Origin of the sequence: Sorangium sp. So ce381 (genome assembly GCF_051473845.1) — a bacterium.
Classification (GTDB): Bacteria; Myxococcota_A; Polyangia; order Polyangiales; family Polyangiaceae; genus Sorangium; species Sorangium atrum.
The window spans coordinates 9,860,417-9,873,934 of the sequence record NZ_CP150336.1 but is presented as its reverse complement, the minus strand read 5'-3'; the positions used below and the strand labels follow the sequence as shown (position 1 = coordinate 9,873,934).

Genomic DNA, 13,518 nt, shown 5'->3' with positions numbered 1-13,518 from the left:
CCGCGCTCAATCCGCAATGGGCTTCGGCGTGTTGGGCCCGCTCTCCGGCAGGTCCGGCTTCGCGATGTACTCCTTCGGGAGCTCGCCCGTCAGGCTCTTCAGCCACACAACGATCTGCTCGACCTGGGCATGGGAAAGGTCCTTGCCGAGCTGGTGCTTCCCCATGAGCCGCACCGCCTCCTGCAGCGACGAGACGGACCCGTCGTGGAAGTACGGCGCCGTCATGGCCACGTTGCGGAGCGTCGGCACCCGGAAGACCATGAAATCGGCCTGCTTCTTCGTGATCTCGAAGACGCCGCGGTCCATCGTGTCCGGCCACGACCGCACGAGGCCGAGCTTCTGGAACATCGTCGCCCCGACGTGCGGGCCGAAATGGCACGTCACGCAGCCGACCTCGACGAACGTGTTGAACCCTTCCTTCTCCGCGTTGGTCAGGGCCTCGGGCTCCCCCTCCAGGAACTGGTCCCACCGCCCGCGCGTGATCAGCTTGCGCTCGAACGCGCCGATCGCCTTCGCGGTGTTGTTGGCGTTGACGGGCCACGGATCGTTCGGGAACGCCCTGCCGAACGCCTTCACGTACTCCGGGATCGAGCGCAGCGTCGCCTCCAGCCGCACCGGCGTCATCGCCATCTCGCTCGGGTTCATCATCGGCCCGTTGGCCTGGGCCTCGACGTTGTCGAAGCGCCCGTCCCACATGAGCGAGAAGAACCCCGCGGAGTTGTACACGCTCGGCGTGTTGCGGCGGCCGCTCTGGTGGGCGTGCCCGATCGACACCTTCGCCCCGTCCGCGCCGTAGCGGTCGAGCGGGTGGCACGAGTTGCACGCGAGGTCGTGGTTCTTCGAGAGCCGCGTGTCGTAGTAGAGCATCCGGCCGAGGTTGATCTTCTCGTCCGTGAGCGGGTTGCTCGAGGACGTGATGACCGCCGGCAGCGGGTTGAAGCTCCCGAGCCGCTCCGGATCGATCTGCACGGCCGGCTCGGCCGGCGCCTCGGCCGCCCCCGGCGCCGCGGTGGCCGCGGCCGGGGCGGCGGCCGCCGGCGCGGGCTGCGTCCCGCCGGTCGCCGGGGCGGACGCCGCCGCCGTCGTCTTCTGCACGAGCCAGGCGCCGACGCCGGCGCCCGTCGCCGCGACCAGCGCCGCCGCCGCCACGAGCGGGGCCGCCCTGCTGCGCTGCCGCACGGGGGCGGTCGGCGGATCGCCCGCCACGATGATCGTCCTCTGGAACGGCACGGAGGTGCCGGCGCCGGTCGTCGACGAGGGCGGGCCGTCCGGGCGCCCGCGGATCAGGAGGCCGTGCGGGGTCGTGTGGTGGCCGCTCTGGGTCGCGTGGTGGCCGCTCTGGGTCGCGTGGTGGTGACCGCTCTGGCCGAGGGGCCCGCTGTGCGTGACGTGCTCGGGCCAGCTGCGGGGCGTCCCCACGGGCGTGGGCGGGCGCCGCGTCGAGAGGTCACCGGGGTCCGGCCAGCTGCGGGACGTGCCCGCGGGCGTCGGCGTGCGCCGGGAGAGCTCCGCGCTGTTCTGCCAGCTGCGGGGCGTCCCCACGGGCGTGGGCGGGCGCCGCGTCGGGGCGTCGGGGTTCGGCGGCCCCTGCGAGGGCGGCGGGGCGTCGGCCTGCACCGAGTCGGGCAGGGGCCGCAGCATGCTCTCGTGGATCGAGATGCCGTGCGGCAGCAGCATCCGGCACTCGTCGAGCATCTCCGCCGCGCTCTGGAAGCGCAGGTTCCTGTCGATCTGGAGCGCGCGCGCGACGATCTCGGAGACCTCGTACGGCACCCAGGGCGCCAGGCTCTGGATGGGCGGCGCCGGGGTCGAGCAGATCGCGACGATGAGCTCGCCCAGCCCCCGCGAGTTCCTGTAGGGGGTGCGCCCGGCGAGCATCTTGAAGAGGACGATGCCGAGCGACCAGACGTCGGTCCGGCCGTCGACGTCCCGCATGTTGCGCGCCTGCTCGGGCGACATGTAGATGGGCGAGCCGATCAGGTTGCTCGTGGCCGTGAGCTCCTGGTGGTGCTCGAACGAGTCGTCGGCCTGGATCTTGGCGACGCCGAAGTCGAGCAGCTTGACCGAGTACTCGCCCCCGTCGCGCCGCGCCAGGAACAGGTTGGCGGGCTTGATGTCGCGGTGGAGGACGCGCGCGTCGTGCGCCTTGATGAGGCCCATGCACGCCTGGGCCACGATGCAGAGCGCGAGCTCGGGCGGCAGGGGGCCGAGCCGCCGGAGCATCTGGTCGACGTCCTCGCCGTTGAGCAGCTCCATCACGAGGAAGGGCAGGCCGGTCGCGCGGTCCCTGCCGCTATCGAGCACGCTCGCGATGTGCTCGCTGTCGATCGCGCCGGCCGCCCTGGCCTCGCGCTCGAAGCGGGCCATCACCGCCTCGTCCTGCGCGAGCTTGCTCGTGATCACCTTGACGGCGACGCGGCGGCCCGTGCCCAGGTGCCGTGCCTCGTAGACTGCCCCCATCCCGCCTTCCCCGAGCAGCCCGAGGATGAGGTACCGTTGATCGAGGGTCGTGTTGATCAGGTTGATGTCCGTCATGGTCTGGTCGACCCGGTCGCCGCTCCGATGCCGCGACCTTGGCGCCCCGAATCGCATTGTCGGACGGAAGGTCGCGCTAGGCAATCTTGCGGTAAGGCCACGCCGGACGAGAGGTGTCCCACCTCCGGTGTACGGGCGTGTGAAGAGATGGCACCCCGAAACCACGCCGAAATAATTGCGATTTCGCGTCGGGTGTGTCGCCGCTGCGCTGCGGGGAGGGCCCTCGTCGGCGCGGCGGCGCGGCGCTTTCGTGCTCGCCCGCGGGATGAGGCGCATCCCGGGCGCGCGGCTGTCGCGCTCGCTCGCCACGCTCACCACAACGGCGTCACGGTATGGAGACGGCGCCGCCGCGCTTGCGCGAGGGACGGAGCGGTTATTTAGTTGCGTCTGTTTATTTAAGGATTGTCGTTGCCGCGCTCACCGCCTTCGTGGGGGGAGCCGGCGCGCTCCCAGGCGGCGTAGTCGCCGCTCGTGAGCAGCGGATCTTCGGGCATGGCGTCGGGCTCGGCCGTGTCGAGCGCCGGGTCGAACGCCGGATCGAGCAGCCGGGTGAGGTCGAAGCGGAGGAAGCGGCCGGCGAGGTGGGGGCCTTCGCTGACCCAGAGGACGCGCGCCGTGGCGTCCATGACGACCGCGTGGGTGGCGATGAGCGCGTCGATCGCGCGCCGGTCGCCGAGCGGCAGCGGCGCGCCGCCGCGCCCGCGCCTGTCGCGCAGGACGTCGATCGCCGCCTCGACCGTCGCGCCCTCGGGCAGCGCCGCGAGCCGCTCGTCGAGGCGGTCGCGCCGCGGGCGGGTCGAGGTCTCGGCCAGGACGCGGAGGTTGCGCGGATCGCCGGCGAGCGGCCCCTCGAAGTGGTTGGTGAGCGGCACCTTGCCGCGGCCCCGGCGCGCGTGCAGCGGCGCGCCGGGCGCACGCTCGGCGATCGCCGCCTCGCCGCCCGCGTCGACGAGCATCACGAGGTGCGAGACCATCGGCGCGCGCGCCTCGAGGATCGCGAGCGCCTCGTCGACGTTGCGCGCGCGGCCGAGCACCTCGCGCATCGTGTGGACGACCGGCTCTCCTGCCGCCCGCGGCTCGCCGGCCCGCCCGCCGTGGACGACGAGCGCGAGGCCCGCGGCGTTCATCCCCGTCACCGCGCCGATCAGGCCGGGCCAGGACACCGAGGCGTACGGGATCTTCCCCTGCTCGTGGACGAGGAACACCGCCTTGCCCTCGTCGAAGACGGGCCCGGCCTCGAAGTCGAAGTTGCGGGCGAGCACCGCGTGCCCGTCGGCCGACGCCGTCCCGGTGAGCGCGAAGCTCGTGCAGCCGATGAGCGGCGAGTGCTCGAACGAGAGCGCGATGTCGTAGAGCGACTGGAGGAAGACGAAGCGGTGGTACGTGGGGAGGACGCCGTCGAACGGGTCGGGCGAGAAGGCGCGGGCCTGCGCGGCGATCTCGCGCCGCACGCCCTCGGTCATGCCCTGGTCCACGTCGCGGAACTCGAGGCGCGACAGGTCCATGATGAGCCACCGGAGCGGGGCGACGGGCACGTAGTGGTGGAACTGCTCGTAGAGGGTCCCCTCGTTCTTCACCATCTCCGGGTAGAAGAGCCGCCCGTGCTGGTGCCCGATCTCCTCCGACGATCCGGAGAGGCGCGCCTCGAGGATCCGCCCGCGGCGGCGCACGTAGGCCGGGCCGAGCACGCGCAGCCCTCCGGGCCCCGCCTCGGGCTCGCCGGCGGCCGCCCGGATCGGGGGCGGCTCGATCCGCGTCGCGGCGGCGATGCCGAGGTGCGCGAGGGCCGGCGCGGCGAGGAGCGCGGCGGCCGCGAGGAGCTTGCGGCGGTGGCGTGCGAGGCGCGACGGCCGCAAATCAGGGAGGCGCCGTCGCCGGCTGCCGCGGGTGGGGGTCGAGCTCCGTGGCGAGCGCGCTCGCCGCGGCCGGGCGGACCGGGTCGTCCGGCGACAGCGTCGGCGCGGCCGGCACGTGGCGGAGCCCGCGCGTGAGCGCGAGCGTCGCCACCACCCGGCGGATGATCCGCGCCGGATCGCGCACGCTGTCGAAGTGGGTGAGCCGCTCGCCCTCGGGCGGGTAGATGACCCGGATCGGCACCTCGACGAGCCGGACGCCGGCGGCCACCGCGCGCAGGAGGATCTCCGCCTCGAAGGCGTACCCCTCGTCGCGGGCGCCGAGCGACAGCGTCCTCCTGAGCGGGTAGCGGCGCAGGCCGCACTGGGTGTCGGCGAAGGGGCGGCCGGCGAAGAGGGAGAGGAAGAAGTTCGAGATCCGGTTGGAGATCTGGTTCGCGCGCGGCGCGCCTGCGCCCACGAGATCCCGGATGCCGAGCACCAGCGCCTCGGGGTCGGCGTCGGCCTCGATGAGGCGCCGCGCCTCGTCCGGCGGGTGCTGTCCGTCCGCGTCGATGGTGACCGCGACGTCGAAGCCTGAGGCGAGGGCGAACTCCATCCCGGTGCGCAGGGCGGCGCCCTTGCCCTGGTTCTCCGGGTGGCTCAGCACCGTGGCGCCGGCCGCGCGCGCCCGCTCGGCCGTCCTGTCGGTCGATCCGTCGTCCACCACGATGACGGCGCCGGCAACGCCGTGGACCCGGAGCGCCTCCCGTGTGACGTCCCCCACGTTGCGCTCGGCCTGGTAGGCGGGAATGATGGCGCAGATCCGCATGAGACAGAGCGCGATTACCATGGTGTGCCCTGGATGAACAGCGGCAGGCGCCCGGAGCGCCGTCCTGGCCTGTTCCTGCTCCGTTGCCGTCCTGCGTTCCGTCGCGTCTGGATGAGCGAGGTCGTCTCGCTGCTCGGCGACTGGATGAGCTTCGTCGCTGTGAGCCTGCTCGCGCTGGGGGGCGAGGGGGGCGGGGTCGTGGCGCTCGCGCTGGTGATGGTCGGGCATCACCTCCCGATCGCGCTGTTCGCGCCGGTGGCGGGGGTGCTCGCGGACCGGCTCGATCGGCGGTGGCTGCTCATCGCGACGAGCGTCGTGCAGGGGGCGCTCACGGTCGGGATGCTGGGCGCCGCGGTCGCCGGCAACGTGGTCGGGCTGCAGGTCCTCGTCTTCGCGCGCGCGTCGGTGGGCGCGCTGCGGTTGCCGGCGCAGAGCGCGGTGCTGCGCCATGTCGTCGAGGAGGACGAGCTGCTCGAGGCGAACGCGATCGCGTCGGCGACGTGGAGCGTCATGTTCGCGGTCGGGATGGCGTTCGGCGGCCTGATCGCGGGGCTCGGCCCTGCGGCGGCGCTCGCCCTGGACGCGGCGTCGTTCGGCCTGTCGGCGCTGTTCCTCCGGGGGCTCCCCCCGATGGTGGCGGAGGGGCGGCCGGCGGAGGGCGGCATGCTGTCGGCGCTCGCGTCGGTGCGCCGCGACATGGTGCTCGCGTGGCGGCACGCGTGGGAGCGTCCTCCGCTGCTCGACGCGGTGCTCGCGAAGACGCCGGTCCACATGGCGAACGGCGGGGCGCTCCTCTTGCTCAACCTGCTCGCGACGCAGCTCCCTTTCGCGGGCACGGGCGCGCTCACGCTGGGGGTGCTCCAGTGCGTGCGCGGCGCGGGCACGGGGGTCGGCCCGCTGGTCGGCGTCGCGCTGGTCCGCCGCGGCCTGCGGGGCGAGCGCGCGGCGACGGGGGCCGTCTGGGTGACGTTCGGGGCGATCGCGGTGTTCGCGGTGACCCGCCACCCGGCGGCGCTGCTCGCGGTCGTGCTCGTCTGGGGCCTGGGCAGCGGGGCGAACTGGGTGCTGTCGAGCTCGGAGATCCAGCGGCTCTCGCCGGATCGCTTCGTCGGCCGGCTCTCGGCCGTCGACAACCTGGCCCTCACGGTGGGCCTGTGCGCGACGTTGCTCGGCGGTGCGGTCCTGGTGGAGCGCGCCGGCGTCCCCGCGGCTTCCGCCTGGCTCGGCCTCGGGGCCGGCGTCGTCACGTGGCTCGGGGCGCAGTGGATGCTGCGCCGGCGGGCCGCGGCGGTCTCGGCGGTCCCGGCGGTCTCGGCGGTCTCGGCGGTCCCGGCGGTCTCGGCGGTCTCGGCGGTCCCGGCGGTCTCGGCGCCGCCTCCCTTGCCCCCCGAGACCGAGCGCAGCTAGCCTCCCGCCCCGATGATCCCGGACGTGTGGGCGCCCCTGAGCGGCCTCTCCGTGCGCCGCTGCGAGGACGAGGGCCTCATCAACGGCACCTGGCTGGCCGGCGACCCTCCGCGGTACGTGGTCCAGCGGGTGAGCCCGATCTTCGCCCCGGAGGTCCACGACGACATCGAGGCGGTGACGGCTCACCTGGCCGCCCGAGGCCTCGCGACGCCGCGGTTGCTGCGCGCCGGCGATGGTGCCCTGTGCGCGCGCGACGCGGAGGGCGCGGTGTGGCGGGTGATGGACTTCGTCCCTGGCCGGACGCACCACCGGGTCGGCTCTCCTGGGCTGGCGCGCGCCGCGGGGGAGCTCGCGGCCCGGTTCCACCGGGCGGTGGACGATCTCGAGCACGTGTACCGCCACGTCCGCGCGGGCGCGCACGACACGGCGCTCCACATGGAGCGGCTGGACGGCGCGGCCACGGGCGGGGAGGGGCGGCGGCTGGCGGACGCCATCCTCGACGCGTTTCGCACGTGGCGGGGGCGGCTCGACCTGCCGCTCCGGCACTGCCACGGCGACCTCAAGATCTCGAACCTGCGCTTCTCCGAGGCGGGGGAGGGGATCTGCCTGCTCGATCTCGACACGCTGGCGCTCCAGTCGATCGACGTGGAGCTCGGCGACGCGTGGCGGTCGTGGTGCAATCCGGTCGGGGAGGACTCGACCGAGACGCGCTTCGATCTCGAGGTCTTCGCTGCGGCGGTCGCTGGCTACCGCGAGGCGCGGCCGTTCGGCGCGGAGGAGCAGGAGGCGCTCGTCGACGCGGCGGAGCGGATCGCGCTGGAGCTCGCGGCGCGCTTCTGCCGGGATGCCTTCGAGGACCGGTATTTCGGCTGGGATCCGTCGCGTTTCCCGACGCGGGTCGCGCACAACCTGTACCGGGCGGCCGGGCAGCTCTCCCTGGCGCGCTCGGCGCGGCGCCAGCGCGGTGAGATTGCGCGGCTGCTCGCCGGGGGGTGAGCGGACCTGTTCGCGGCCACGAACGTGGTCGTTAACGTGAACGTGGTCGTGGTCGTTAACGTGGTCGTGGTCGTGGTCGTGGTCGTCGACGACACGACCGTGGACGTGAACGTTCTGCCGAATCTTTGGTCGACTTCCGGTCGACGTTCACGTTCACGACTGAGCCGTTGACGACCACGACCACGACCACGTTAACGACCACGTTAACGACCACGACCACGTTAACGACCACGACCACGTTAACGACCACGACCACGTTAACGACCACCACCCGCTGAGCACGCCGCGGGAATGTCGTGTCACCCCCATGACACCAAGCGGAAGTGCGAGGACTTCCCGCCCCTCGCTCCAGGCCAGCTGTACTGCTGAGGCGCTGCTCCGGAGGCAGCAGCGTCGCGCCGCGACGCTGGCGAGCGCGCGACTTTCGCCGGTGGTACGCCCTGTGCCTGCGCCATCCGCTGCCGCGCATCCGCGCTGCCGACGCGCTCGGCTGCTGGCCCTGTGCTCGCAGAGGAGCAGCGTCGGCGGCCCGGGCTCGCTGCCCGCGACGCTGGCCAGAGGCCAGGAGAGGTGCCATCGCCATGTCAGAACGCAAACTCTTCTACCCGGAACGCTTCAAGACCGCTTCGCGGTACTACACGACGGGCCGCCCTTCCTATCCGAAGCTCCTCAGCCGCCGGGTGGCCCAGCTGGTCGGGCTCGATCGGGGCGCCAGCGTGCTCGATCTCGGGACCGGCCCAGGCTTCCTCGCGATCGACTTCGCGCCGCTCGCCGGGCCGGTGACCGCGGTCGATCCATCGCCCGAGATGCTCTCGGCGGCCAAGGAGAACGCCGCCCGAGCGGACGTGTCGATCCGATTCGTTCATGGCAGCTCGTATGAGCTCGGACCCCACCTCGGCCGTTTCAAGCTCGTCACCATCGGTCGCGCCTTCCACTGGATGGATCGCGTCGAGACCATCAAGTCGCTGGACGCGCTGCTCGAGCGAGGCGGCGCGGTGGCGCTGTTCGGAGAGACCTACCCCGAGGTCCCGGCGAACGCGTGGCACAAGGAGTTCCAGGCGCTCATCGACCAGTACTCGACCGATGACCCTGCGCGCCCGCAGATCCGCGAGTCCGCGAAGAACGAAGCCGTGCTGCTCGACTCGGCCTTCAGCCATCTCGAGCGCGTCTCCGTCCTCGAGCAGCGGGAGACTCCCGTGGAGCGCTTCGTCGACCGCGCCCTGTCGTTCGCGGCCACATGGCACGGCCGGCCGGGGTCGCGCGAGGAGGATCTGGCCGTCGACGTCCGCAACGCCATCGCGAAGTACGCCGGCGCGGACGGCACCGTTCGCGAGGTCCTGGAGGGGCACGCGCTGGTCGCCCGCCGCCCGCGCGACGTGCTGGCCGACTGACCCGGCGGAGCCGCTTGCTCGTGGTCCTGGCGGCGGCCCTCGGCGGGGCGCCGCGAACAATGCACGACGTGCGCCTCGTGCACGCCCCCTGCGCCCCTTTGCGCTCGTCAGCGATCCGCCACCGCGTAGGTCATCACCGGCTGCACTCGGCCCTTGACCGTGATCTCGCTGATGGGACGTGTGTTGAAGACGTCCTTCACGAGGAGGTGCGTGTCCTCGCTGAGGAGCACGCTCACGCCGAGCTCCTTGGTCGCGCTCTCCAGGCGTGAGGCGAGGTTCACGGCGTCGCCGATGACCGTGTACTCCATCCGCGCTTCACTGCCGATGTTGCCCGCGACGACCTCGCCGGTGTGGATCCCGACACCGGTCTTCAGCGCCGGGATTCCCCGCCTGGTGAGTCGCTCGTTGAAGCGCTCGAGCGCGGCGCGCATGCGGACGGCCGCGCGCACGGCGCGCACGGCGTCGTTCGGCCTGGGGACGGGCGCGCCGAACACCGCCATGATCGCGTCGCCGATGTACTTGTCGACGACCCCGCCCTCGTCGAGGATGATGGCCACCATCTCGGTGAAATACTCGTTGAGGAGCCCCACGAGCTCATGGGCGTTCATCCGCTCGCTGATGGTCGTGAAGCTCCGGATATCGCAGAAGAGGATCGAGACGGTGAGCGTCTCGCCGCCGAGCTGCACCTTGCCGGAGAGCAGGTGTTCGAGCACGGATTCGGTCATGTACTTGCCGAAGGTGCTGCGGAGCTTGTCGCGCTCCTTGAGGCCGTCGACCATCGAGTTGAAGCCGGTGGCGAGATCCTCCAGCTCGTCGCCGGTCTTCACCGCCTCCACGTGGACGTACCGCTGTTGCTCGAGCTGCTTGAGGGCGACGTTCACGCGGGAGAGCGCGCGCGACATCGTGCTTGCGAGGCGCGCGCCGAGGAGCAGCGAGAAGAGCGCCGCGACGGTGAGCACGCCGGCCGCGAACATCAGGTTCTGGCGCACGATGTTCCGGACGTCGCTCACGTCGAGCGCCATGACGATCGAGAAATCGCCGGCCTTGCCTCGGAGCGATCGGGGCGCGAAGCGGGAGAGGGCCCACAGCGAGCTCGCCTCCTCGACGATCGTGGGGTGGGTCTCGTCGCCGATGGCGGCGCCCTGGAGCAGCTCGGTCGGGAAGCGCGCCGTGCCCGTGACCCTCTTGCCCGACGGGTCGACGAGCGCGATCTCCACGCCGAGCTTCGTCGCCACCTCGTCGAAGTAGGTGTGATCGATGGGGATGCAGGCGAGCAGCGATCCGGCGTCGCTCCTCGCATGCTGGGCGATCATGTACGCAGGCGGCGAGCCTTGCTGTCCATCACACCCATGGACGAGCACGTCCCGCAGGTCGTCCATCTCGGCGAGGCCCGAGAGGCCCTCGGTGAGCCCGGGGACCTCGTCCGTGCTCGGCGGCGGCGCCTCGAGCCCCCGCGCCGCGACCCGATTGCCGAGCTCATCGAAGGCGACGATGGCGACGTTGGGATGAGCGGCGATGACGGCCTCGAGCGCCGTCCCCACGGCCGTCTCGTTCCGCAGCCGGAGCCCCTCGACCAGCTCGCGCGTTCGTGACGCCTGGCGTGAGGTCGCCGAGATGGCGCGCTGCTGCTGCCTGAGCTCCAGCCGGAAGTTGCGGATCGCCTGCGGTACGCGCTCGCTGATCTGCGCGAGCAGCTGCCGGTGCATCACCCACGACAACACGGGGAGGGCCGCCAGGGTCGCGAGCGACGAGAGCGCGACGAGGACGGTGAGCTTGGCGCGAACGGTGCTGAGGCGGAACATGAAGATCGTCATCAAAGCAAAGTCGGCTTCCGGTGGACAGCGATTCGGCCGGGCAACAGCGCTTCGGCCGGGGAGGCGGTCACTGGCACCTGAGGAGCCCGCCGCACGATCGGCGTCGTCGGCGACAAGGCCGACAGCCGCGCCGTGTTGTGCGCTCGGCTCGTACCCGCCGCCGCGGTGGCGAGCTATCTCACGCGCCCCGGGGTCAACGGGTGGATTCCCGATCAGCAGGGCGGAGGCGACCCTGGCGGTGGAGCTCGTGCGCCATGAACGGGCAATGACGGCGGATCCAGGCGAGCGGGAGAGGCTCCTCCGGGTCGTCGGGATCCGTCCTCAGCCCGAGGTAGAGGTCGTGGTAACGGGCCCTGCTCGCGCAGAACGTCGGGGAGTTCAGCCCCAGCCGATCCCGCGTAGCGATCACCGCGGCGTGGAGGTCGTCATTGAGGCTATCCGCAGGCTCGACCTTGAACGTGCCCAGGTCGATGACGAACCAGCCGTCCTGGATCTCGAAGGGGTCGAGGACGTCCTCGTGATAGCCCTTGTTCGTGTCGATCTGATGCGAGGCGAGCCGGAAATTGCTCCATTCATAGGCGAGCGCCTTGTGATTCGATTTCGGCTTGAAGTGGTCGACCGTCGCCAGGCCTGTCGCGGGGTCGATGTACATTCCGAGATAGGCGCAGATGCCCCGGTAGGCCGCTCGCAGCTCCGGCAATGCCTGCACCCAGAACGGGGGGAGGGCCTCGGAGGGGATATCCTCGATCCCCTCGGCGAGCTTCTCCCGCCTGGGTCCGCGTCGTCTGGGCGCTTCGGTCGAGCCGATCAGCTCCTTTAGCGCCGCCTTCCCCTTCTGTCGGACCTTGGCGTCGAATTCGGCAGGCTCGGCGGCTCGTTGGACGCGAATCACGCGGACTCCCCGCCAGCGTGCTGCTGGATGTAATACCGCCAGCGCACCAGGAAGGGATCCATCTCGGGGAGCGTGCGAAGGAGCGCCTCGTTGACGCGCCGGACCTCGGCTGCATCAGGGCTCGAGTCTCCGAGCAGCCGCCGCGCACGGCGCAGCACGGCCTCTGCCTCTGCGGACGTCGCGGCGCCGAGATCGAACACGTCGGACATCAGCCAGCGGTTGACGTCCCCCCGCTTGTGCCACGCGTCCTGCGCGATCTGCACGGCGCCGTCCACGAGATCGAGCTTCCAGAGCGCGTCCGCTTCGGGATCGAACAGCGGTTCCACGGACGCGAGCACCAGCGGGGAGTGCGTGGCGGCGATCACCTGGACGCGCGGCGCATGCGCGCCCCACGCGCCGATCGTCCTGAGGAGCCCCGGGAGCACCGCGCGTTGCCACCTGGGGTGGAGGTGGGTCTCGGGCTCGTCGATGAGCAGGATGACCTGCTCCGAGAGCGGGAGGGCCTGTCGCCGCGCCGCCTCCTCGTGCTCCGAGAACGCCCAGGTTAGAAGGTACGCCAGCTTGAGCATGCGCTGCATTCCGGCCGCGGCGAAGATCACCGGTACCTCGTCGCCGTAAGGCATCTTGATCGTGGGGACGTCGCGCACGTCCTCCAGAAAGGGCCGCGTAGGTTTGCCGGCCTCCATGGGCCGCTCCGGATCCTCGGACAGGGCCTCGAGCATCCGGGAGAGCATCGCGAAGCGAGGGTCATGGGACTGCTGCCAGCGCGTCCAGTCGTCGAGCAATCCCCTGCAGACCACCTGGTTGTCGCCGGTGCGGAGCTCATCGAAGACCTGACCCGGCGTAAAGTGGTAGGCGGGCAGCATCTCCCGCTCGCTGCCGTCCGCGCCGCGGTAGAGGCGGTAGTTCTTCGCCGGATCCCAGACCGAGAACGCCCCGTCCGCGCGCGCGTAGAGGACGAGGCCGGGGTTCGATGGCCGCCCTCGCTTTCGCTTCCAGTCCTGGGCCTTCGCGATCCAGGGGGACACGTCCTCGGTGAGCCCCTTGGCCCCGTCGAAGGCGAACCCGATGGACGCGTCTGGCCGCCTGGGGACAGCGGGGTACTGCGGCCAGGTCCGCGTGAGCGCCCACCAGGCGACATCGAGGAGGAACGACTTGCCGAGGCCGTTGTCGCCGGTGATGAGGTTCAGCCGTCCCGCGAGCGGCCCGAACGTGAGCTTGTCGGCCGGACCGATGCCGTCGAGCTCCAGCTGTCTAAGCATCGTGTTCTCTGGTGAGCAGCGGGCGCGAGCTTCCGCGCGCGCGGAGCGCGCCTGCTTCAGTCGTTGCCATCGTCGTCCAGTTTGCCCGCGTCTCGTGCCACCGCCACCCGCGCGTGCGCTTGTCCTCCGTGCGGACGCGGTTGAGCTCGATCAGCCGTGCCAGGACCTCGTCGCGCACCTGGTCGTCGGTAGCGCCCCGGGCGCCGTCATCGACGAGGTAGAGGCGCGAGCGCATGCGTACGAAATTGCCCTGCTGCGGGATGAACGACACGGGCGCATCCTAGGATGCGAGGGCACCCAGGAGGAAGGACATGGGCGGGTGCCTGCTGGGCGAGGCCCCCAGGCATGTCGGACATGGGCGGGTGCCTGCCAGGCGAGGCCCCCAGGCATGTCGGACATGGGCAGGCGCCTGCCAGGCGAGGCCCCCAGGCATGTCGGACATGGGCGGGCGCCTGCTCCGTCACGGCTCCCGGGATGTCGCGACATGGGCGGGTGCCTCGTCGAGCAGGCCGCCGGGCATGTCGGACATGCCCGGCGGCCTCGCCGCTCACGCCCCC

The 13,518-nt window shown here is 71.6% G+C and carries 10 protein-coding genes; 3 read left to right on the top strand and 7 right to left on the bottom strand.

Annotated elements, in window-relative coordinates:
- Positions 1 to 6 precede the first annotated feature (6 nt).
- The 3 genes from WMF29_RS37095 to WMF29_RS37085 form a co-directional block, all read right to left on the bottom strand.
- Entirely contained in the window at positions 7 to 2,535 is a 2,529-nt protein-coding gene (locus WMF29_RS37095; RefSeq protein ID WP_437324826.1) for a cytochrome c peroxidase, read from the bottom strand.
- 395 nt (positions 2,536 to 2,930) lie between these two features.
- Positions 2,931 to 4,391 (bottom strand): C45 family autoproteolytic acyltransferase/hydolase, encoded by a 1,461-nt coding sequence (locus WMF29_RS37090; protein ID WP_437324825.1) that lies wholly within the window; start codon positions 4,389 to 4,391, stop codon positions 2,931 to 2,933.
- 1 nt (position 4,392) lies between these two features.
- Complete coding sequence (locus tag WMF29_RS37085) at positions 4,393 to 5,220, bottom strand: glycosyltransferase family 2 protein (RefSeq protein ID WP_437324824.1); 828 nt, start codon at positions 5,218 to 5,220, stop codon at positions 4,393 to 4,395.
- 12 nt (positions 5,221 to 5,232) lie between these two features.
- Here WMF29_RS37085 and WMF29_RS37080 point away from each other — a divergent pair, with 12 nt between their 5' ends.
- The 3 genes from WMF29_RS37080 to WMF29_RS37070 all read left to right on the top strand — a co-directional run bounded on the left by WMF29_RS37080 (position 5,233) and on the right by WMF29_RS37070 (position 8,993).
- Positions 5,233 to 6,606: an MFS transporter gene (locus WMF29_RS37080; RefSeq protein ID WP_437324823.1), complete on the top strand. Its 1,374-nt coding sequence runs from the start codon at positions 5,233 to 5,235 to the stop codon at positions 6,604 to 6,606.
- A gap of 12 nt (positions 6,607 to 6,618) precedes the next feature.
- Positions 6,619 to 7,602, top strand: a complete 984-nt coding sequence (locus WMF29_RS37075) for a phosphotransferase enzyme family protein (RefSeq protein ID WP_437324822.1) — start codon at positions 6,619 to 6,621, stop codon at positions 7,600 to 7,602.
- Between the two features lie 581 nt (positions 7,603 to 8,183).
- On the top strand, positions 8,184 to 8,993 hold the full coding sequence (locus WMF29_RS37070; protein ID WP_437324821.1) for a class I SAM-dependent methyltransferase: 810 nt from the start codon (positions 8,184 to 8,186) through the stop codon (positions 8,991 to 8,993).
- Positions 8,994 to 9,100: 107 nt separating this feature from the next.
- Here the strand turns inward: WMF29_RS37070 and WMF29_RS37065 are convergent, their stop codons facing one another.
- From WMF29_RS37065 to WMF29_RS37050, 4 genes are all read right to left on the bottom strand, one after another.
- Complete coding sequence (locus WMF29_RS37065; protein ID WP_437324820.1) at positions 9,101 to 10,807, bottom strand: adenylate/guanylate cyclase domain-containing protein; 1,707 nt, start codon at positions 10,805 to 10,807, stop codon at positions 9,101 to 9,103.
- A gap of 193 nt (positions 10,808 to 11,000) precedes the next feature.
- Positions 11,001 to 11,699 carry a hypothetical protein gene (locus WMF29_RS37060; protein ID WP_437324819.1) on the bottom strand — a complete coding sequence of 233 codons (699 nt, stop codon included), beginning with the start codon at positions 11,697 to 11,699 and terminating at the stop codon, positions 11,001 to 11,003.
- Entirely contained in the window at positions 11,696 to 12,961 is a 1,266-nt protein-coding gene (locus WMF29_RS37055; protein ID WP_437324818.1) for an AAA family ATPase, read from the bottom strand. The genes WMF29_RS37060 and WMF29_RS37055 overlap by 4 nt, the downstream gene beginning before the upstream one ends.
- Complete coding sequence (locus WMF29_RS37050; protein WP_437324817.1) at positions 12,954 to 13,232, bottom strand: hypothetical protein; 279 nt, start codon at positions 13,230 to 13,232, stop codon at positions 12,954 to 12,956. The genes WMF29_RS37055 and WMF29_RS37050 overlap by 8 nt, the downstream gene beginning before the upstream one ends.
- Between the last annotated feature and the right edge of the window lie 286 nt (positions 13,233 to 13,518).